Annotated in this window: 17 protein-coding genes and 1 pseudogene; 11 read left to right on the forward strand and 7 right to left on the reverse strand. The window is 72.8% G+C overall.

What is annotated here, in order from left to right:
- Window positions 1-384 precede the first annotated feature (384 nt).
- Window positions 385-744, reverse strand: a complete 360-nt coding sequence (locus P3T27_RS40160) for a hypothetical protein (protein ID WP_280686325.1) — start codon at window positions 742-744, stop codon at window positions 385-387.
- A gap of 574 nt (window positions 745-1,318) precedes the next feature.
- On the opposite strand from P3T27_RS40160, the gene P3T27_RS40165 reads away from it, so the two are divergent.
- Both P3T27_RS40165 and P3T27_RS40170 read left to right on the forward strand, forming a co-directional pair.
- Entirely contained in the window at window positions 1,319-1,780 is a 462-nt protein-coding gene (locus tag P3T27_RS40165; protein ID WP_280686326.1) for a hypothetical protein, read from the forward strand.
- A 385-nt stretch (window positions 1,781-2,165) separates the two neighbouring features.
- Window positions 2,166-2,378, forward strand: coding sequence for a hypothetical protein (locus tag P3T27_RS40170; protein WP_280686327.1), 213 nt, complete (start codon window positions 2,166-2,168; stop codon window positions 2,376-2,378).
- Window positions 2,379-2,508: 130 nt separating this feature from the next.
- Here the strand turns inward: P3T27_RS40170 and P3T27_RS40175 are convergent, their stop codons facing one another.
- Window positions 2,509-3,351 carry an alpha/beta hydrolase gene (locus P3T27_RS40175; RefSeq protein ID WP_280686328.1) on the reverse strand — a complete coding sequence of 281 codons (843 nt, stop codon included), beginning with the start codon at window positions 3,349-3,351 and terminating at the stop codon, window positions 2,509-2,511.
- 4 nt (window positions 3,352-3,355) lie between these two features.
- Window positions 3,356-3,997 (reverse strand): dihydrofolate reductase family protein, encoded by a 642-nt coding sequence (locus P3T27_RS40180; RefSeq protein WP_280686329.1) that lies wholly within the window; start codon window positions 3,995-3,997, stop codon window positions 3,356-3,358.
- A 742-nt stretch (window positions 3,998-4,739) separates the two neighbouring features.
- Here P3T27_RS40180 and P3T27_RS40185 point away from each other — a divergent pair.
- Complete coding sequence (locus P3T27_RS40185) at window positions 4,740-5,876, forward strand: helicase associated domain-containing protein (RefSeq protein ID WP_280686338.1); 1,137 nt, start codon at window positions 4,740-4,742, stop codon at window positions 5,874-5,876.
- 144 nt (window positions 5,877-6,020) lie between these two features.
- Here P3T27_RS40185 and P3T27_RS40190 read toward each other — a convergent pair whose 3' ends face one another.
- Together P3T27_RS40190 and P3T27_RS40195 are read right to left on the reverse strand one after the other, a co-directional pair.
- Window positions 6,021-6,779 carry a polysaccharide deacetylase family protein gene (locus P3T27_RS40190; protein WP_280686330.1) on the reverse strand — a complete coding sequence of 253 codons (759 nt, stop codon included), beginning with the start codon at window positions 6,777-6,779 and terminating at the stop codon, window positions 6,021-6,023.
- The gene (locus P3T27_RS40195) at window positions 6,776-8,173 is read right to left on the reverse strand and encodes a UDP-N-acetylglucosamine--N-acetylglucosamine transferase (protein WP_348534208.1); all 1,398 of its coding nucleotides are present in this window, start codon (window positions 8,171-8,173) and stop codon (window positions 6,776-6,778) included. The genes P3T27_RS40190 and P3T27_RS40195 overlap by 4 nt, the downstream gene beginning before the upstream one ends.
- Window positions 8,174-8,305: 132 nt before the next feature.
- Between P3T27_RS40195 and P3T27_RS40200 the strand changes: the two genes are divergently transcribed.
- A complete protein-coding gene (locus P3T27_RS40200) occupies window positions 8,306-8,701 on the forward strand; it encodes a BlaI/MecI/CopY family transcriptional regulator (protein ID WP_280686331.1) in 396 nt (131 codons plus the stop codon).
- A 3-nt stretch (window positions 8,702-8,704) separates the two neighbouring features.
- The gene (locus tag P3T27_RS40205; protein WP_280686332.1) at window positions 8,705-9,808 is read left to right on the forward strand and encodes a M56 family metallopeptidase; all 1,104 of its coding nucleotides are present in this window, start codon (window positions 8,705-8,707) and stop codon (window positions 9,806-9,808) included.
- Here P3T27_RS40205 and P3T27_RS40210 read toward each other — a convergent pair.
- Both P3T27_RS40210 and P3T27_RS40215 read right to left on the reverse strand, forming a co-directional pair.
- Entirely contained in the window at window positions 9,805-11,148 is a 1,344-nt protein-coding gene (locus tag P3T27_RS40210) for a HAMP domain-containing sensor histidine kinase (protein WP_280686333.1), read from the reverse strand. The two genes, P3T27_RS40205 and P3T27_RS40210, sit on opposite strands and share 4 nt — an antisense overlap.
- Window positions 11,149-11,155: 7 nt before the next feature.
- A complete protein-coding gene (locus P3T27_RS40215) occupies window positions 11,156-11,824 on the reverse strand; it encodes a response regulator transcription factor (RefSeq protein ID WP_280686334.1) in 669 nt (222 codons plus the stop codon).
- Window positions 11,825-11,907: 83 nt separating this feature from the next.
- Between P3T27_RS40215 and P3T27_RS40220 the strand changes: the two genes are divergently transcribed.
- The 6 genes and pseudogenes from P3T27_RS40220 (at window position 11,908) to P3T27_RS40240 (ending at window position 19,112) form a co-directional block, all read left to right on the forward strand.
- Entirely contained in the window at window positions 11,908-13,155 is a 1,248-nt protein-coding gene (locus P3T27_RS40220) for a hypothetical protein (RefSeq protein ID WP_280686335.1), read from the forward strand.
- A gap of 245 nt (window positions 13,156-13,400) precedes the next feature.
- On the forward strand, window positions 13,401-13,808 hold the full coding sequence (locus P3T27_RS41130) for a DEAD/DEAH box helicase family protein (RefSeq protein ID WP_348534209.1): 408 nt from the start codon (window positions 13,401-13,403) through the stop codon (window positions 13,806-13,808).
- A gap of 182 nt (window positions 13,809-13,990) precedes the next feature.
- Window positions 13,991-14,287, forward strand: coding sequence for a helix-turn-helix domain-containing protein (locus tag P3T27_RS40230; RefSeq protein WP_280686336.1), 297 nt, complete (start codon window positions 13,991-13,993; stop codon window positions 14,285-14,287).
- A 378-nt stretch (window positions 14,288-14,665) separates the two neighbouring features.
- Window positions 14,666-14,878: pseudogene (locus P3T27_RS41135) on the forward strand (hypothetical protein); the annotation flags it as partial.
- 141 nt (window positions 14,879-15,019) lie between these two features.
- The gene (locus tag P3T27_RS40235) at window positions 15,020-16,486 is read left to right on the forward strand and encodes an IPT/TIG domain-containing protein (RefSeq protein WP_280686340.1); all 1,467 of its coding nucleotides are present in this window, start codon (window positions 15,020-15,022) and stop codon (window positions 16,484-16,486) included.
- Window positions 16,487-17,144: 658 nt separating this feature from the next.
- Complete coding sequence (locus P3T27_RS40240) at window positions 17,145-19,112, forward strand: transcriptional regulator (RefSeq protein WP_280686337.1); 1,968 nt, start codon at window positions 17,145-17,147, stop codon at window positions 19,110-19,112.
- Window positions 19,113-19,152: the final 40 nt, after the last annotated feature.

Genomic DNA, 19,152 nt, shown 5'->3' on the forward strand with positions numbered 1-19,152 from the left:
TCGCCGCGGCGCTCGGTCAATCGCCGCACGGGATCCAGGCAGGACCACAGACCCCGGCCTCGCCCCCGGCGTGATCGTGGTCGGCGGCCGCCCGCGACGCCCGCGCCGCCCGCCCGGCCGCGTGGCTGGAGCTGGCCGCCTCCCGCAGCCAGTCCGCACCCGGCGACAGGGACCTGGGCCGGGGTGTCCACTGTCGTCTGTCGGGTCGGGTCGGGCTTGTCTTCGGTCGGGTCCCGTCCTGGCCGTGGGGTCGCCTCCGGTGGCAGGTGCAGCAGTGGTCTTTCTGTCAGGAGATGGTCCACTGACCCGTGGTGGGAGCGAACCCGCTGTTCATGGCGGACTGGATCTTCGAGACCGTGGAAGCGGCCGGGACCGGCCGGTTTGTCACGCGATATTCCCGATGGCGGTGACCTGGTAGGTCAGCCTGAGCAGATTGCTTGTCCCGCGGACGGCGAGATCGCAGCTCAGCTGGATACGACCGTCCACGAAATGGAAGTTCGACCTGTCCACGGCCCAGCCGGCGTTGTTGCCGTCTGCCTCCGTGCTGATGGCGGCGAGGGACACCGCGGGGGCGACCGCCGGGGCGCTGGACCACGCGACCTCGTCGAGGATGAAGGTGATGTTGAAGCGCTGCCAGTCAGCCCCTGTCGCGTTGGCAGCCTCGATCACCGTGCCGCTGAAAAAGACCATGCTGCCTTCACCAGCGGGCGTGATGAGGTGGAACCGGTTGTCAAAGGTAACCATTGAAAGCTCAACTCCTCTACGCTGATAGCGAGTTGTGAAACCCAGGCGGGTAAATCGTACGGTAACTACTGGGACTGTGCTCGTCGTCCGACCGACCGCCGACGGTCGGTCGGGGACACTGAGACCAGCGCCGAGCCACAGCACGGCCCATGGTGCAGATCCTGGACGACGGGCGCCCGTCGAAGGCCTCGCCTGGCCGGGGCAAGGCGCCCCGGACCGCCTCCGGGCACCTCCACGCCCCGACAGCGGATCGGCCCGTTTCCGCAGGCCAGCGGCCCCGGTCAAGGGGCCGCGGCCGTGGCGACCACCCTCTTCCCCCTGCCGCCGGTGAGGTGCAGTGGAAGCGGGGTTCGACGGAACCGGTCAGGAAGGGGGTCCTGGTGGCGCTCGGCCTGTTACAGCGTGCCACCGCACGTGAGCTCTGGCACTGGTCCTGCCGGGACAGCGGACCGACAAGGCGACCCGCGACGCCATCGCTGACCTGGAGGACACCGGGAGGGTCCGGGAGGAACCGCGCCTGCCGGACGGCCGGAAGCTGTGGTGCCTGACCGCGGCCGGCCGTCTCGCCTCTGAGGTGTCCTGGTACGCGCCCGCGTACGGCGGCGACGCCGTCCACGCGCGCGATCACCAGCGGCTGCTGCGCCGTCTCGACGAGGTGGAGGACGGCTCCGCCGCCTACTGGAGCCCGCGCCCGTACCCCTTCGCCGGAGTGACGGCCGGCAACTACCACCTGGCTCTGTCGGTGGTCGCCACCACGCTGCAGCTGCTCGACACACATGGCGCCGGCGCCCCGGTGTGGCATCGGTTCGGCCGCCGCGGCTGGCACACCCTCACCGCCGCGCTCGACAACCCGGACGGCGACCGGGTCCTCGCCGTCGAGTGCCAGGCCGCGGCCGCCAGCCGACGCGCCCGCGAACAGGCCGAACGGGAGGCGAGCCGCCCGGCCTGCACCCGCTGCTCGGCCAAGCTCACCGACGCGGAGTGGGACCGGGCACGCTGGGACGAGCGGCTGTGCACGTCCTGCCAGCAGGAGTAGTCCGACCGGAAACGGGCCAAGCTGGCCAAGCGGGCCAAGCGGGCCGCCGCCGCGGCCGAAGCGGCCAGGGCGAAGAACACCGGCTCCTGGTGGCGCCGCTCCTGACCCCGCGTTGCACCGCTGATCTGCGAAAACCTTGGCGATCCCGGCCCGCGGGCAGCGTGTTGCACTCCCGTGTTGCACCCGGCCCGGCCGTTGTGACCTGCACGGGGGAGTTTCGCCCCGGGGCCGGTGAGTTTCGCCCCGGGCCGCTGGTGAGCTTCCACGCCGGCCTGGTGAGTTTCGGCCGTTGGCGCAGGTCAGCGGCCGGTGAGAACGGCGGTGGCTGGGCCGTCCGGGTGGCGGTCAGGTTCGGCGGGACGGTGGTGCGGGCAGAGCCTGCGGCATGACGACACCCTCGACCAGGCGCCGCCGTCGCTGCCGTCCGGCCACGCCCGCCGCCCCCGCCCCCGCTGTCCGCGCCGCCAGGCTGCCGGCTCCGGCCCGGCCGAGCGGCGGGTGCTGCCGGACCTGGTCCAGCGAGCACATCACCCCGGGCGGGATGGTCGTGCGGACCACCTGGCACGAGCCCGCCTGCCGGACCTGGGGCCAGCCGTGACCGCCCTGCCCAAGACCGCGCCCGAGGCACGGTTCGAGCCCGGCACTACGGCCGTGCGCCGCGACATCCACGCGGGCAAGGTCTGGTCCGCCCAGCCCGGAGGCCGGACCCGTGCGGCACCCGCTGTCCTCTATCCGAGCGTGAGCATCGCCTCGGTGACCTCGCCGACCGCCGCGTGGGGGATCGCGGTGGCGGCCTCGTCGAGGACGAGCAGCCGTGCCCCGGGGATCGCGCGCGCGATCGCCTCGCCGTTGCCGACGGGGAAGAACCGGTCGCGGCGGCCGTGGACGACGAGCGTGGGGACCGCGATCTCGGGCAGGCGCTCGCGCCAGCGGGGTGTGCAGTCGAGCCGGGAGAACACCAGGCCCAGCTGGTTGGCCATCTGGACCGGGGGTGCGGTGCCGGGCGTGCGGTCCCAGATGCGCGCGGCGATGGCGCGCGCGGCGACGGGGTCGTCGCCGCGGATCTCCGCGCCGGTGGCGGCGAAGTCCGCAACCGCCTCGCGGTCGGTCCAGTCGGGCATCGGACGCGCGAACAGCCGGCTCATCGTCGCCTGGTCGTGGTCGGGGAGGTCGTCGTCGGGCGGGCCGGGGGCAACCGCGCGGGTGCCGACCAGGGTGAGCGCGGAGAACGCGCCCGGATGGTCGAGCACGGCCACCTGGGCGACCATCCCGCCGACGCCGATCCCCGCGAGGTGCGCAGGAGCCCCGCCGAGCGCGTCGGCCAGGGCCGCCGCGTCGGCGGCGAGGCCGCGCAGGGTGTAGGCGGGCGCCTGCGGATCCGTCGTCGTCGACTCCCCGCTGTCGCGCAGGTCGTAGCGCACCACACGGCGCCCGCCGGCGGCGAGGCGCTCGCACAGCGCGTCGGGCCAGGAGAGCATCGTCGTCCCGCCCGCGAGCAGGACGAGCGGCGCGTCGACGTCACCGAACGACTCGACGCCCAAGGCGATCCCATCGGCATTGACAGTGGTCATCGGATCACCGGACGTCGTCGAGCCCGAGACCGCGGTCGGGTGCGCTCATGTCGCCCGTCCTAGGCGTGCCGTCGGCGAGCCCGTAGCGCAGGTACACGGTGCCCGTGGGGCCGGCCACCGGCGGTTCGAGGAGCGTGAGGTTGGTGGGCACCGCGCCGCCGTCGAACACCTTCTTCCCGACGCCGAGCACGATCGGATGCACCCACAGGTCGAGACGGTCGAAGAGCTTCTCCTGCAGGAGGGTCTGCACCAGGTCCAGGCTCCCGACGACCTTCACGTGTTCGTGCCGGTCACGGACCTCGCGCACCGCGCCGGCCAGGTCCGGGCCGAGCTGTGTGGATCCGGCCCACGGGAGGCCGGGCGTGCCGCGGGAGGCCACGTACTTGGGGACGCGGTTGAAGAGCTCGGCGATCTCGCCGTCCTTCTGGTGCGGCCAGTAGGCGGCGAAGATGTCGTACGTCCGTCGGCCGAGCAGGAGGGCGTCCGTGCCTTCGTACGCGGCGAGGATCTGCGCTCCGGTGGCCTCGTCGATCAGGGGCGCCTGCCAGCCGCCGAACGGGAACCCGACCGGGTCCTCGTCGGGGCCGCCGGGCGCCTGCCCGACGAGGTCGAGGGTCGTGAACAGTTCGATGTGGATGAGGCCCATGACTTACTCCCGATGAGTTGGTCGTCCCGGTCGAGATGTAGACCTTCCGGGGCCGGAAAACTCATCGCCGCGCCGGTACCCGGTTTCCACACCCGCCGTCCGGCACGCCCCGCCCGGCACACCGCCGCCCGCCGGCACCGCCTGCCGCGTTGGGCTTGTCGTCGTGTCGTGGTTTGGCTGGGTGCCCGGTGAACCCGTCGGTCCGCTGTCCCGGCCGCCTGCCGGGCGATGCTCGCTGCGCCGTCGGCTTGTCGTCCCGGTCGCCCGCGGGGCGGGCCAGCTTGTTGGACCGGGCCCGCCGTGCGGGCCGTCACCGGGGCCGTCGGCCGGGCTGTCCTGGTTGTCGTGGGACCGTCTGTTGCGCCGGGCCGGCTTCCGCGGCTGCGCCTGGCTGGCCCTTGTCGAGGTCTGGGCCGGGCTCGGCTCGCTGTCACGGTGTCTGCCTCTGTGTCGCGTTTGCTCTCCGGGGCCGGCCTGTCAGGCCGCCTCCGGCCGGGTTCAGCCGTCGGGCTGGCCCGGTCCCGCGACCTCCGTCTGCGCTGGCGCCGCGCCAGCCCGGGCCGTCCGTCCGGCCCGGCGCTGTGGGTGGCCGGTCCGCTGGCCCCTGCGCCGCGCCGGACGATAGGCCACCCCGCCGCTCCCGCCCGGCGGCTACAGCGCAGTCCACCCGCACGGCCGCCCGCCCCGGCCGCTGAGCGGGTGCCAGACGGGGGCGGACGGTCCGCGCTGGACCAGGTCCTCGATCCGGGCGCCCCCGGTCGCGGCGGTCTTCCACCTCCAGCACGGCCACCTCGCGATCCCAGCGACCGTGAAGCTGGACGACTACGCCGTGGGCGCGTGGATGCGCCGCCAGCGCAAGGCTGACAACCTCAACCCCGACCAGGTGGCCAAGCTCGACGTGTTGGACGAGCTGTGGCGGCTGGAGCCGGACTGGAACCGCTCCTACCGGCGTCTGCTCGCCTACCTCGCCGCCGGCGGCACCCTGGACGGCCCCGTCAACCGCACCGGCGGCGAGGCCGACCCGACGTTTAGGCCCGGCACCTGGCTGCGCAAGCAGGACAAGGCCCGCACCGACGGGAAGCTGACCCAGCAGCAGACCGCGCTCCTGGACGCTCTCCACCGGCACACCGAGACCGTCGCCGGATGCCCCCCCCGCACACCCCGCTGTCCCGGCCCACCCCGGTCGGGACGGCCGACCCCCCCGTTCCGAGGAGAGGCAGTGACGACCCAGCAGCGCACTTACAAGCCGCTGACCGTGAACTGGTGCGCCGACTGGTACTGCGGCGACTGCGGCAGCACGGGCGAGGCCTGGTTCGAGGACGGCACCATCGTGGACGCCGACCACGACTGCGACGAGGGCGACGGAGACCAGTCGGTTGGGAGGGCCGTGCCGAGTGCGGGGAGTGCGGCTGGACGCTCGACACCGACTTCGCGGACGGCGACTACGTGGAGGCCAACCACGACTGCGCCACCGACCAGTAGCACCACCGCCCACGGGGCGGCCCGGATATCGGGCCGCCCCGCTCCCGACTTCCGGAGGCATCACACGATGACCGACACCACCACGCTGCCCACCCTGATGCCGGGCGCGACCGGGCGGGGCACCCAGCGCGTCCCGGCCACCTCCGACACGCAGAGCTGCCCGCCGGTGCTGATCCTGGACCCTGGCACGCTGGCCGATCCGGAAGAGAGGGGGCGGGCGCTGGAGCACTGGGAGGAGGACGCCCGCGTCCGCGTGGACGCCCCGGCCGGCACCCTCGGCGTCATCACCAAGGTCCGCCGCCACCCGACCCCGTGGCCGTACGTCGTCGCCTTCGACCGCGGCCCCGAATGCGGCGTACGCGACCACCGGATCACCCGCTGCGCCGACCAGTCCTGACCCCCGCTGCGCCGCCGGCCCCGGCCCCAGAGCCGTGGTTACGCTGACCGCCCGCCAGGCCGTCACCTCCTGGCGGCGGCCACCGTTGAACCCGCACAGCCCGTGGGGGGGGGCTCACATTGGTACCGGACCTCGACATCCTGGCTACTGCGTGCCAGGTGAGGTGCCTCCTGCTCCAGCGCCGTTCGTCGACGCTGCGTGGTTCCGCAACGGGCCGACCGTGAGGTTGCGGCGTTCGCACTCGTCCAGGATGGGTGGGAGGGCGCCGAGGGTGTTGTGCCACGAGCCGGGTGCGGACGTGCAGTCGGAGTCGTGGAGGAGGATGGTGCCGCCCCCGCGGAGGTCTGAGGTGACGGTCCGGTACACGCTGGCCGGCGTGGCACCTCGGCGCCAGTCCTCGCCCCAGCACGTCCACAGGACCGGGGTGAGCTGGAGCAGGCGGGCGGACACGTGTGCGGAGGCACTCATCACGCCGTACGGAGGGCGGAACAATCGGGGTGGGGCGCCGATGATGGAGCCGACAGCGTCCCGGGCCCGGGCGAGGTCGTCGTGGGTTGCTTTCGGGCCGCGGAGCAGCAGCGGGCGGTGCAGCCAGCCGTGGATGGCGATCTCATGACCGGCGCCCGCCAGTTCGCGCACCAGTGAGGGGTTGCGTGATGCGGCCTCGCCGAGCAGGAAGAACGTGGCCGTGAGGTTGCGGGCAGCCAGGAGCCGGAGGAAGTACGGGGTGGAGACCGGGTCGGGGCCGTCGTCGAAGGTGAGGGCGACGTGGTCCGCGCGTCCCTGACCGGCGAGCCGGGGCATGGAGCGGTTGCGCAGCGGGCCGAGGGTGGAGATGACCGGGGCGGCGTGCGCGAGGGCAACGGCGGGAAGCGCGGCGCGCAGCAGCCGGCGGCCGGTCATGGGCGCGTCCCCTCGGGCTGGATGTGCGGATGGTCGTCCGGATCGATGTGCTGGTTGATCGCGCGCAGGAGCGCAGGTGCGTCGTGCCCGGTGGCGACGGCTGTTCCGACCGCCCCGGCCCAGACGGCCGTGGCGGCGGTGATCGTCGCTGCCAGGCGCAGGACCGGCCGTTGCAGCGGCGTGCCGGGGGCCGGGCGCCTGGACACCGTTCCGGCTTCGGGATCGTGGCGCGTGGCGGAGATGGAACGGCTGATGGCGGCCGCCGGCCCGAGGCGAGGCTCGTCGGCGAACAGGGCGAGGCCGGCGTCGCGCTGCCGCATGCCGCGCTCTCCGTCCATCAGGTCGGCCAGGCGACCTTGGAGGTCGTTCGGCTCGCGGATCCAGACGGCGACCCCTGCCTCGTCCAGGGCTGCTGAGTTGGTGGTTCCGTGACCGGGTATGCAGCGATAGCCAGCGACGGGGAGACCGCTGGCGAATGCCTCCAGCGACGTGAGGCCGCCGGCGTTCTGGACCAGCACATCGCAGGCCCACATCAGCGCTGGCATGTCCTCCGTCCAACCGTGGACGTGCTCGATCCCATCGGCCGTGAGACGTGCCGCAAGCGCCCGGTTGCGGCCGCAGACCACGACGGGCACCGCCACGCCGCTGCGGAGGATCTCGCCTGCGACCTGTCGTACCGGACCGACACCCCAGGAACCTGCCACCAGAAGGGCGTGCCGCACCCCTGGAGTGAGGGCGAAGCGCCTGGCTGCGTCGGCTCGTTCCGCCTCGCTCGGCGGGCGAAACCGCGGATCGACGACGGGCCCGCAGACCTGCACGCCTGCCGCTCCGAGTGCGCGAGCCTGCCTGGCCGGCACCTCGTGCACTGCCAGATGCGCGTCTACCCCTGGTGCCACCCACAGCGGGTGGACCGAGAAGTCGGTCAGGTAGGTCACGGCCGGAACGCTGAGCCGCCCCTCCAACCGCAGCCCACCGAGCACGTGGCTGGCCCCCGGATACGTGGACACCACGGCCCCGGTGCCAGCGGGAAGAGCACGCAGCACGCGTTCCTGCGCGGTGCGCAGTAGGGCGCGGGCCGCGGGGCCGGCACCGCCGGCCCGTTCCGTGCTGCTGTAGATCCGCTGATAGGCCCATGGGGCGTGTTCGAGCAGCCCGTGGTACAGCTCGCTGACGGCCCGCCCGGCGCGGGCGGGCAGCAGGTCGAGCAGGTCCCAGCGGTCCACCGTGGCGCCGTCGTCGGAGAGTCTGCGCGCGAGCTCAGTGGCGGCGCCGTCGTGTCCGGCGCCCACGGAGGCGGAGATGATCCCGATGCGGGGGCGGGCGCTGCTGCGTCGTTGGTGCGGAAGCGCGATCCTGGCCGCGTTCCGGTCCACCGGCATGCCGAGGTGCGACACGGGGTCCTCTTCTCCGGGCGTCGTTGAGCCGGGACTCTACAACATGTAGTAGGTGGGGGCGTGCCGGGTCGGGGCGATAATCTCCCCGGGCGACCATGGACGCGCGGCCGCCAGGTGGAAGGGGCATGAACGATGAGCGATGACACGCACGCCGACGGCGCCTGCGGCGCCCTGCGGCGGCCCCGCGGGGCACTGGAGAGCGAAGTCCTCGCCGCCCTGTGGGCGGCCGACTCGCCCCTGAGCGCCACCCAGGTCCGCGAGGCGCTGTCCGGCGACCTCGCCTACACGACCGTCATGACGATCCTCGCCCGGCTCCACGACAAGGGCCTCGTCGCCCGCCACGCCCGAGGCCGCGGATACGCCTACGAACCCACCCGCGACGAGGCCGCCCACACCGCCGAGCAGATGCGCTCCCTCCTAGAGCGCGGCTCCGACCGGCAGGCGACCCTGGCCCGTTTCGTCTCCGAACTCTCCCGGCAGGACGAGGAGTTCCTCCAGCGGCTGCTGACCGGCCAGCAGGAGCCCTGATCGGTGCACATCACCGTCTACATCCCGCTCCTGATCGCGGCCCTCGCCCCGGCCGTCGTCGCCCGTGCGGCCCGCCGCCTGCCCCCGCGGCCCGCCGCCTGGGCGCTGCTGTGCACCGCCGCCGTCGCCACCGCGGGCTGGCTCGGCTCCCTCGCCCTGCTCGCGTTCGCCACCCTCGTGCAGATCCCTGGCATCGCCCGCGAAGGCCACTGGTCCCCGCAGCTCCTGCGCGCCGCCGACCCGGTGTTCGGCCCGGTCGGCGTCCTTGGTGCGCTCGCCCTCGCCGCCTCCGCCGCCGCGCTCGGCACTGCGGCCCTGCGCCAGGCCGCTGCCCACCGCCTGGCCCGGCGGGAGGTCCGGCGGCTGCCGTCCGGCGGCGAGCTCGCCGTCCTGGACGACGACACCCCCGACGCCTTCGCCCTGCCGGGCGCCCCCGGCCGCATCGTCGTCACCCGCGGCATGCTGCGCAGCCTCGACCACGTCGAGCGGCAGGCCCTGCTTGCCCACGAACGCGCCCACCTCGCCCACCGCCACCACCGCTTCCTCGCGGCCTGGCGTCTCGCGGCGGCGGTGAACCCGCTGCTGCGGCCCCTGGCGGACACGGGCGCCTTCATGCTGGAACGGTGGGCCGACGAGGACGCCGCCACCGCGGTCGGCGACCGGACGGTGGTGGCCCGGGCCCTCGCCCGGGCCGCCCTCGCCACCGCGGGCAGCGGCGCTCGGCCGGCCCGACTGGCCGCCGCCAGCGGGGCCGTCCCGCAACGGGTACGGGCACTGGTTGCGCCGCCGCCCGCCCACCGGCCGCTACCGCTGCTGGCGGGCGGCCTCGTCCTGGCGGTCAGCTGCGCGAGCCTGACCTCGGCGGCCTCGGACAGCGACCGCATGCTCGACACCGCCCGGATGCCGGCCTGCTCGCATGTCGAGGCGCCCGGGAACCAGGACGACCACCGAATCGGCGGCCGTCACCATGACGACCGCGACGAACACCCCCAGCGCGACAGCCGAAGGGCCTGCGGCGGGGAGGGGCCGGACAGCCCGGAGCACCAGCTGCCGGCATGGGAACCGGCCGCTGATCGGGGCTCGCCCGTGCCACGTCCCGTCCATTAGCCCGTGGGAAGCGACACCACGAACCTCGCGCCGTCCGGCGAGGGTGCGAGGGTGATGTCGCCCCCGGCGGCGCGGGCGAGGCGGCGGGCCAGGGGGAGGCCGAGACCCGCGCCGTCGTGGCCGTCGTCCGGGTGGGCGCGGCGGCCCGCCTCGAAGACGGCCGCGCCCACCGTCTCGGGTACGCCGCAGCCGTCGTCGACCACCGCCACCAGCACCCCGCCGGGCCGCCGCTCGGACTCCACGGTGATCCGGTGCACCGCGTAGCGGCGAGCGTTGTCGAGCAGCGGGGTGAGGATGCGCTCCATGAGCGCGGCGGAGACGCCGGCGGTCGCGCCGTCGCCGACCACGGTGATGGGCGGGGCTTCGGGGTGTTCCTCGCGGCTGCGCCCGGCCAGTGCGCGGGCCACGTCCTCCACGGCGCAGCTGCCGGGTACCTGGTCGGTGCGGGTGCGGGCCTCGGAGAGCAGGGTCTCGCAGATCCGCTGCATCTGGGCCGCGGCGGCGGCGATGGCCTCGTGCGAGGCGCGCCGCTCGTCGGCGTTGCGGGGGCGGGCGGTGAGCCAGTCGGTCTCGGCGGTGATCCTGGCCAGGGGGGTGCGCAGTTCGTGGGAGAGCTCGGCCGTCAGCTGTTGCTCGTGGCGCAGCATCGCGGCCTGCCGGTCGAGGAGCTGGTCGAGGTTGCCGGCGAGCCCCGCGAGCTCGGCGAGGTGACCGTCGGCGCCGAACCTCTGGGCGGTGCCGTGCTCGCTCCACTCGGAGGCCTGGGCGCTCATCTCGCTCACCGGCAGCAGGGCCCGGCCGACCACTGTGCGGGTCACGAGGTAGATGCCGGCGAGCAGCAGTACGCAGAGCCCGATCGAGCCGGCCAGTGCCGACTGGGCGGTGAAGCGGTAGGCGTCCAGGCCGACCGAGGCGACGACTGTGCCCACCTGTCGGCTCCCTGCCATGACCGGCAGTGCGTACAGCCGGAAGGCGTGCGGTTCGGAGGTGTCCGTGAAGGTCTCGCCGTTTCCGGCCAGGTGGTCCGCGCGGTCCTGGAGCGTGCTCGATGCGCTGGGGCGCTGGATTGCCGTGGCGCCCTGGTAGATCCAGATGCCCACGTCGAGAGCCTGGTCGTCGGCCGGCTCGCGCTCCACGATCCGCCCGTCCGGCTGGGCCTCCATGGTCGCGGCCACCGCCACCGCACGGGTGCGCACCAGGTCGTCGGCCTGCTGGCGCAGGCGCGCGCCCAGCTCCACGTTGAAGGCGGCGGTGAGCACGGCGACCCAGATCGCGGTGCTGGCCAGCGCGACCAGGGCGAGGCGGCCGCGCAGGGTGGCGGGGGCTCTCATGACCTTCATGTGGTCCTCATGCGAAGCGGTACCCCACGCCGCGCGCCGTCAGGATGCCCCGCGCGCTGCCCGCCTCGCGCAGCTTGCGCCGCAGGCGCACCAAGTACTGGTCCAAGGTGTTGTCACTGACCTGGGCGCCTTCGGGCCACCCCGCCCGCAACAGCGTCCGCCTGCGGACCACCGCACCGGGGGCGGCCATCAGGCAGGCCAGCAGCCGGAACTCGGTCGGGGTGAGTGCCACCGACTCGCCGCTCGTGGATTCCAGCACGTGCGCGACCGGGTCCAGCCGCAGGCCGTCGACCTCCACACCGGGCTCGCGCCCGTTGCGGCGGATCGCGGCGCGTACCCGGGCCGCGAGCTCGGCCAGGTGGAAGGGCTTGGCGAGGTAGTCGTCGCCCCCGGCTGAGAAGCCCGACAGCCGGTCGGCCAGCGCGTCATGGGCGGTGAGGAAGAGGACGGGCGCGTCGAAGCCCGCCGCGCGCATGGCGTGGCAGACGTCACGCCCGTCGGAGTCGGGCAGACCGATGTCCAGGACCACGGCGTCCACCCGGTCGTGGACCACGCGCAGCGCGCCCGCCCCGTCGGTGGCGGTGAGCACCTCGAAATGCTCCTCGCGCAGGCCTCGGGCGAGCACGTCGCGGAGTCCGTGGTCGTCCTCCACGACCAGCACGCGGTGAGCAGTCATGCAGGCCAGTATTACCCGGCCGGTGCGTATCCCCGAACCGGTGCTCAGGTTGTGTTCAGGTCCGGGATGCAAGCCTCGCCCCCATGGCTACCACCACGGAACGGCTCTCGGCCGCGCCCGACGCCCGACGGATGCTGAACAAGGTCCCCGAGGTCACGATCTGGTTCTGGGTCATCAAGATCCTGTGCACCACGGTCGGCGAGAGCTTCGCCGACTGGATCAACACGACTCTCGGTGTCGGCCTGATCAACACCTCATTGATCTTCACCGCCGTGCTGGCCGGTGCCCTGGGCTGGCAGCTCAGCACCAAGCGCTACGTCCCGTTCGTGTACTGGCTCACCGTCGTGGTGCTGAGTGTGACCGGCACCCTCTACACCGACATCCTCACCGACAGCCAGGGCGTCCCCCTCGCGGTGAGCAGCAGTGTGTTCGCCGGCGTCCTCGCCGTCGTCTTCGGGACCTGGTACACCCGCGAGCGGACCCTGTCGATCCACAGCATCGTCACCCGCCCCCGAGAGCTCTTCTACTGGCTCGCGGTCCTGGTCACCTTCGCCCTCGGCACCGCGACCGGCGACTGGACCCTGGAGCTCACGGGCTGGACCCCGGGCGTCTCCGTGCTCCTTCCGCTCGGGTTGATCGCGGCCATCGTGCTCGCGTGGCGCCTCGGCGCGAGCGTGGTGCTCTCCTTCTGGCTCGCCTACATCCTCACCCGCCCGCTCGGCGCCAACCTCGGCGACTGGCTCGCCTCGCCCGGCAGCGACGGCGGCCTGGACCTGGGGACGGCGGTGACCAGTGTGGTCTTCCTGGTCGCGATCCTCGCGACCGTCCTCTACCTCACCCGAAGCCGCAGCGACGTCATCGAGACCCACCCCCAGGCCGCCGGGGTGGCGAACCCGGTGCGCGAGCGAATCATGCTCGGCTACTACGCCGTCGTGGCGGTCGCCACCGCGGTGCTCCTGGTCTGGGCGAACCATCAGCCGCACGCGGCTCCGGTCGGCGAGGGTGACGGCCCCGCACCCGCGTCCGCCCCACTCACCCCGGAGCAGGCGACCTCATCGTTCCCTCCCGCTGACATCGCCAACTTCCGTACGATCACCGCTGACACCCTGGCCAAGCTCAACTCGGGCCACCAGGCAGCCGCCACCACCCGGGTCACCGACCTCGAAAAGGCCTGGGATGACGCCCAGCCCACCCTCGAACCCAAGAACCAGCGGGCCTGGACCTTCCTCGACGGCGAAATCGACCACGTCCTCAAGGCGCTGCGCGCCTCGAACCCGGACAAGGCCACCGAGGCGGACGCCCTCAACGCCCTCCTCACCTCCCTCGGCTGAGAGCCCTCGGACGGCGCCTCGATGCCTGACCCGAACACGCCCAAGGGCGGCCCCGGACTCCAAGTCCGGGCCGCCCTTCGCCGTGTTGACGGCCGCCCATTGCGCTTCCTGACCGGCACGCTCTGTCGTGGTCCGGGTGGGTGTTGATGTGCTCGTCCGGCGGTGTGCGTGGTCGCGTCTGGTGGACGCGGCCGGCGTGGCTGGTGACGCTGGTGGGCAGGCGGGCCGGTCGCGTCCACGCCCAAGTGACCACGCAGGCCGCCCGGATTGCCGACCTGGTCGCCGCCGAGAAGCCCGGCGAGCCGGTCACCGTGTACGCGACCTACGCCTCGCTGGAGCGCATCGTCCAGGCCCACCAGCAGTTCGTCTTGCCCGCCTGGGACCTGGTCGTCATCGACGAGGCCCACCGCACCGCCGGAGCCGAGGGGAAGGCGTGGGCGGCCGTCCACGACGACGACCGGGTGCCGGCGAAGTGGTGCCTCTACTTCACCGCGACCCCGCGGATCGCCGACGACCGGCGCGCGGAGGACGGCTTGGCCGACCTCGCCGACGCCGACAGCGAGGGCGCGGAGAAGCTGCCCGCGCTTGAGGTCTTCGGCCGCACGACCGATGGTGGAGACGTTCCGATCCGTCGCTCGCAGCGCCCGAATTGACTCGGCTCGGGTAGGCCATCTGCAGGCAACGGACGACTACTGAACTTGAATGAGTGAAGTCGGGCCGTTCGCCTGACAGCGAGGGTTCGGGTCCGGTAGCTGTGGTTCTGTGAGGTACGCGCAGGGCGGCGGCTTTACCGACGCCGAGAGGGCCGCACCGGGAGCGGATCCGGCTTCAGGCCGTGGTCCGCTTCGAGGGCGGGGAGAAGAACAGGGAGATCGCTGCCGCGTTGCGAGTGTCGGAGCGGTCGGTTGAACGCTGGCGGCGGCAGTGGCGAGAACGCGGCGAGTCTGGCGTCGCTTCGAAGGGATCGCCGGGTAGGCCGAGGCTGAGCGAGGCGCAAGTAGCCCGACTTGAGAAGGAGTTGGAGCGTGGTCCGCTGGTCCACGGCTGGGAGGACCAGCGTTGGACACTGGCCCGGGTGAAGACGCTTGTCGGGCGGTTGTTCCACGTGACCTACACCGTCGAGGGGACATAGGCCCTGCTCAAGCGTCCCAGCGCACCGGCACCCCCGCCGCCGACGTCGCCGAAGCCGCGATCGGCTGACCGTTACGCCCGAAGTCCCACGACCGGCGGCCAGGACGAAGGTGTCGACGTCGACCTCGACGGGTAGCGAGTTCGCTGCGCCGCCGTCCCTGGTCGTGTCTGCCGGGCGGGGGCGGGGTTTCTCCGGGTGGTTTCGTCAGGGGGGTGGTTGTGATGGAAGTTCCTGCGGCGCCGCCGGCGTGCTGCCTGTGGTGTCCCAGCTGGTGGCGTAGTGGGTGAGAGCTGCTCGTAGGCGGTTGGTTTCGGGGGTGTCGGGTAGGCGGAGCCTGCGGCGGGCGAGGTCGGCGGTGGCGGGGCCGCCCGTGCCGACCGCGGCGATCTGTCGGCCGCGCTCATCCGCCCCGACGGCATCGTCGCCTGGGCCGCCGCCCCGGGCCTGCCCCCTGCGGACACCGCAGCTCTGGCGACCGCACCGCGCACCTGGCTCGGCAAACCGCCCACACGTATGACGAACGGCCAACAAGGTGAACCTGGTCAACCTGAAGGCAGGAAAAGCATCGGACAAACCAGAGGGGAGGTCTGATTGTGTGCGATCCACTCTGACGGTCAGTTCGGCACAGATCTGCCCTGATGCTGCCGAAAGGCCGTCCCGCCTCCGCACCGGCAAAACATCCGAGGAGCAGGAACGACGATGGCGCCCGATCCGACAATCGCCCAGGTGACCATGACCCTGGCTGCCCTTGCAGCCACCGGGGCCACCCCGCGTCCGTCCGGGGAAACCCTGGAGCAGCAGACCGAACGAATCATCACCGGCATCAACGCGCAACTGCGCGATCCCAGCCTTGCGACGCAGAACGCGTGGAAGCTGGTGTGGCTCGCCCTGAGCGAGGGCAACGCCAATATGGCCTACGTCGCACAGAGCACCAACGGCTCGAACGAGTTCGCCGTGGTCGCTCGCGGAACGGACGCTGATCTGATCGACATCCTCGAGGACCTCGAGGTCGGCACGGTCGTCCCGTTCCCCGAGAGCGGATCGCCGAAGCCCATCGCCGTTTCCAAGGGGGCGATGGATGCGTTCAAACGGGTTGTCAACGCCCGCTCGATCGCCTCACCCTCCCCGAACGTCACGCTCGCTCAGGCGCTCGCCGTCGCGCTCAAGGCGGCGCCCTCCTCGCCGCAGCCGACCGTCTATCTGACCGGTCACAGCCTGGGCGGTTGCATCGCCACCATGCTCGCGCCGTACCTGCAGGCACAGACCTGGCCGAAACAGCCGAAGTTCGCGGTGATCACCTATGCCGCTCCCACCGCCGGCGTGCAGAGCTTCGTCGACTACTTCAACTCCGTGCCGTGGGTCATCGACGAGCGCCAGAACAACGCCTACGACCTGGTACCGCACGCGTGGGCCGACCTCGACATCACCGCCGGCTGGTACCCGAGCCCGGGACCGCAGGCGACCGAAGAAGTGAAGCTGCTCATCGGGGCGATCTCCGAGCGCACCAAGGGCAACGTCTACGTCCAGCCCGGCACGCTCTGCCTGATGAACACCGGATACACGAGCCTTGACAAGAGCCTGGTCAACAAGACCACCCAGGACTTCCTCGGCCAGGTCGCGTTCCAGCACGCCAACTCCACCTACCTGGACCTGGTGGGGGCGCCTGACGTCCCTTCCCCGCCGGTGGTGACCGACGTGAGCCCCACCTTCGGCGCACCAGGCGACACGGTGACCATCAACGGCACCGGCTTCAGTCAGGACAGCATGGTCGACTTCGGCCACTTCGCCTGCACCAAACGCGACGTCGACCCCTCCGGCATCAGGATCACCGCTCAGGTCCCCAACGGAACCGGCGTCGTCCACGTCCGCGTCACCAACACCCTCGGCACCTCCCCGGCCGTCGCGATGGGGCAGTTCGCCTATGGCGGACCCGCACCTGTGGTGGTCAGTGGGGTCAGTCCGAACAACGGAAAGGTCGGCACCCCGGTCACCATCAGCGGCTCGGGCTTCGCCGATGGCGCCACCGTGCACTTCAAGGACAAGGCATCCGATTCGGTCAGGTTCGTCTCCACCGGCCAGATCATCGCAACCGCGCCCGGTCTGCTCGACGACCACCAGACGGTGAACATCACCGTGACGGTCGGCAAGGCCACCTCTCCCACCAGCCCGGCCGACGAGTTCACCTACACCGGACGGTAGCGTCCGCACGCCCCGTTCCCGGGATCGCCCTTCGAGCAGCCTCTGGCCCCTGCCGGCGAGCAGGCCACGGAGCTGTGCGGCACGGCCGAGCAGCTGCCGGGCCGCCAGGTGCCCGGAACCCCCGGAGAGACCGGGACCGGGATGAGTCGAGGCACCGATGTGCCAGAGCCCGGGTACCGCGCTGCGGCGCGGCTCGACGACAGCCCCGGCCGCCGGATCAGGTGCTGGTCGGTCGGCGCGGCCGCCGTAGGGGTCGCCGCGGACGGCGTTGCGGTCGGCCGCGGCGACCCCCGCCGGACCGACCGCACTCCACCGGGTCACCAGGGCGCACAGACCCGGGGCATGCGCCTCGGTCCGGCCGAGCATCCGCTCCACACAGCCCGCGACCAGCCGCTCGTCGCCCCACCCCGCCGAGAGGTCCAGCTCGCCCGCGGCATCGGACGACGGCGCGGACGGAACCTCCTGGAGCTGCACCCAGAGCGCGGCGCGGCCCGGCGCGACCCGTGAGGGGTCCAGTACGTGCTGCTGGCCCACCACGACCGGCCGTCGTCGGCAACGAGCTCCTGAACGGCGGTGGCATAGCCCAGCTATACGAGGCGTACGGCGGCCCCAGCACCCGCAGCCACCCGAATCGGCATCGACTCGCTCGGCGCCGTGCGTGCAGTGCGGGCAGCCGTCCGTCTACCGGGCTCAGGGCCTGCCGACGCACCTGGGCGGGTTCTGCCGCCCCGGCGTCGTCCCGGCCGCCCCGCAGTCCGCCCCCGCCGTGGTGCCGCCGGAGCCGGCCGCCTTGGTCGCTCCGGTCGCCGCGCCCCGCCAGGCCGCCCCCGCGGCCGGTCCGGTGGCTGCGCCGCGCCGTCCCGGGTCGTCGCGTCCGGCCGCCGGGTCGTCGTCGCGGGCGCGCAAGGCCCCGGTGAAGACGGTGGCCAAGGCTGAGGGGCCGTCCGACTGGGAGGCCGCGGCCGCCGCGCGTTTCCCGGCCGGCCCGCTCGCGGTGCTTGACGTCGCTCCGTCCGGCCGGGCGCTGGTGGCCTACCTCGCCGACGGCACCCAGGCGCCGACCGCGCCGGCCGGGCGCACGCTCGCCGACGTCGTGGAGTGGGCGCTGGAAGCGAAGCTCGGGCTCGCCGCGGCTGCACCGGCACGGCAAGGACGGCGACGCTCTGGTCGTCCTCACCGATCCGGCCCTGGCGGAGCTCGGCCTGCCCCCGCTCGGGCGGGACGAGAAGGCCGAGTTCGTCCAGCGTCTCGGCCAGCTGCCGAGACCCACAAGGCCGTCAAGGCGCTCGAGAAGGCCGGCTGGCTGCTCACCCAGCGCGGCCTGGGCTCCTGGGCGAGGATCTACCGCACGCCCGAGGACGGCAAGCGGGTGTGCGTGCAGCTGTGCATCCCCGCCTGGGGCGCACTCGCGTCGGGCGGCTGGCAGATCCCCGACGGCCTCGCCGTCCCCGGCCTGGCCCGCCTCCTCGGCACCTACGCCACCCGCGTCCTCACTCCCCGCGGCTCCACCGCCGTCTCCGGCCTCGAACTCGTCACCGCGCTGCGCCCGCCGACCCGGGCGGTGCGCACCGAGGCCGGCTGGACGTCCGGGCCGGTGGAGGGCTCCCGGCCCAAGGACGGCTTCGACCCGGCGCCGCCGGAGGTCCAGGACGTGCACCCGCTCGCCCAGGACCGGGAGCCGGGCGGCGAGCTGGTCACCGAGGCGTGGGACTGGCACCGCGAGCTCATCGACCAGGAGGCCGCGGCGCCGTACGCGGTCGGCCTCGATGTGAACATGGACTTCCTCGCCGCCGCAGGCCGCTTGGCCCTTCCGCTCAGCGAGCCGGTCCACGAGCTGAACCCGGCCTTCGACAAGCGCATCCCCGGCTCCTGGCTGGTCGACCTCTCCCACGTGGCCACCGACCCGCTACTGCCGAGCCCGTTCACCGCGGACGGCTCCCGGCCGACCGGCCCCGCCTGGTACAGCACGGTGAAACTGGCCTACGCCCTGGAACTCGGCGCCCAGGTCCGCCCGCTGGAGGGCTGGCTGCGGCACGAGCACGGCCCGTACCTGGACCCGTGGCACAAGCGCCTCCGGGCGGCGTACCTGGACACGATGGCCGCTCTCGACGTGCCGCTGGATCTGGCCGACCGCGACCCGCTGGCGTTCCTCGACACCATGGCCGCCCTCAAGGCGACCGGCGACCCCGCCGAGCTGGCGGTGCTGACCGCCATCAAGCAGACCGCCAAGGGCACCATCGGCAAGTTCCGCGAGCGCCCGCGCGGACACGGCTACAAGCCCGGCGAGCGCTGGGCCGCCCTGGAGCGGCCGACCTGGGACCCGCTGATGCGCGCCCTGGTCATCGACACCGCCACCATCAACTTCCACCGCAAGCTGCGCCGCATGGCCGCCGACACCGGCCTGCACGCCTTCGCCGTGCTGTCCGACTGCGCAGTCTTCGCCGCCCCTGGCCCCGGCGCCCTCGACGTCCTCACCAGGCCCGACGGCACCCTCACCACCGCGCTGCGCCTGGGGGTGTCGCCGGGGATGGTGAAGTTCGAGGGCTCCCGGCCGATGCCGGAGGTGCTGGAGATGATCGCCGACGGAGCCAATCCGGCCCGGCACATGAAGGCCGGCGGCCTGTAGGTACTCAGAATCCGCGTCATGTTCTCGCGAGCAGTGACCT

Source organism: Kitasatospora sp. MAA19, from assembly GCF_029894125.1.
Classification (GTDB): domain Bacteria; phylum Actinomycetota; class Actinomycetes; order Streptomycetales; family Streptomycetaceae; genus Kitasatospora.

What these genes read in the sequence shown, in the direction of transcription:
- P3T27_RS40200 (WP_280686331.1), top strand. Translation starts at nt 8,306, where the DNA reads ATGAGCGATGACACGCACGCCGACGGCGCCTGCGGCGCCCTGCGGCGG.
- P3T27_RS40220 (WP_280686335.1), top strand. Translation starts at nt 11,908, where the DNA reads ATGGCTACCACCACGGAACGGCTCTCGGCCGCGCCCGACGCCCGACGG.
- P3T27_RS40180 (WP_280686329.1), bottom strand. Translation starts at nt 3,997, where the DNA reads ATGGGCCTCATCCACATCGAACTGTTCACGACCCTCGACCTCGTCGGG.
- P3T27_RS40175 (WP_280686328.1), bottom strand. Translation starts at nt 3,351, where the DNA reads ATGACCACTGTCAATGCCGATGGGATCGCCTTGGGCGTCGAGTCGTTC.
- P3T27_RS40170 (WP_280686327.1), top strand. Translation starts at nt 2,166, where the DNA reads ATGACGACACCCTCGACCAGGCGCCGCCGTCGCTGCCGTCCGGCCACG.
- P3T27_RS40235 (WP_280686340.1), top strand. Translation starts at nt 15,020, where the DNA reads ATGACCCTGGCTGCCCTTGCAGCCACCGGGGCCACCCCGCGTCCGTCC.
- P3T27_RS40160 (WP_280686325.1), bottom strand. Translation starts at nt 744, where the DNA reads ATGGTTACCTTTGACAACCGGTTCCACCTCATCACGCCCGCTGGTGAA.
- P3T27_RS40215 (WP_280686334.1), bottom strand. Translation starts at nt 11,824, where the DNA reads ATGACTGCTCACCGCGTGCTGGTCGTGGAGGACGACCACGGACTCCGC.
- P3T27_RS40190 (WP_280686330.1), bottom strand. Translation starts at nt 6,779, where the DNA reads ATGACCGGCCGCCGGCTGCTGCGCGCCGCGCTTCCCGCCGTTGCCCTC.
- P3T27_RS40210 (WP_280686333.1), bottom strand. Translation starts at nt 11,148, where the DNA reads ATGAAGGTCATGAGAGCCCCCGCCACCCTGCGCGGCCGCCTCGCCCTG.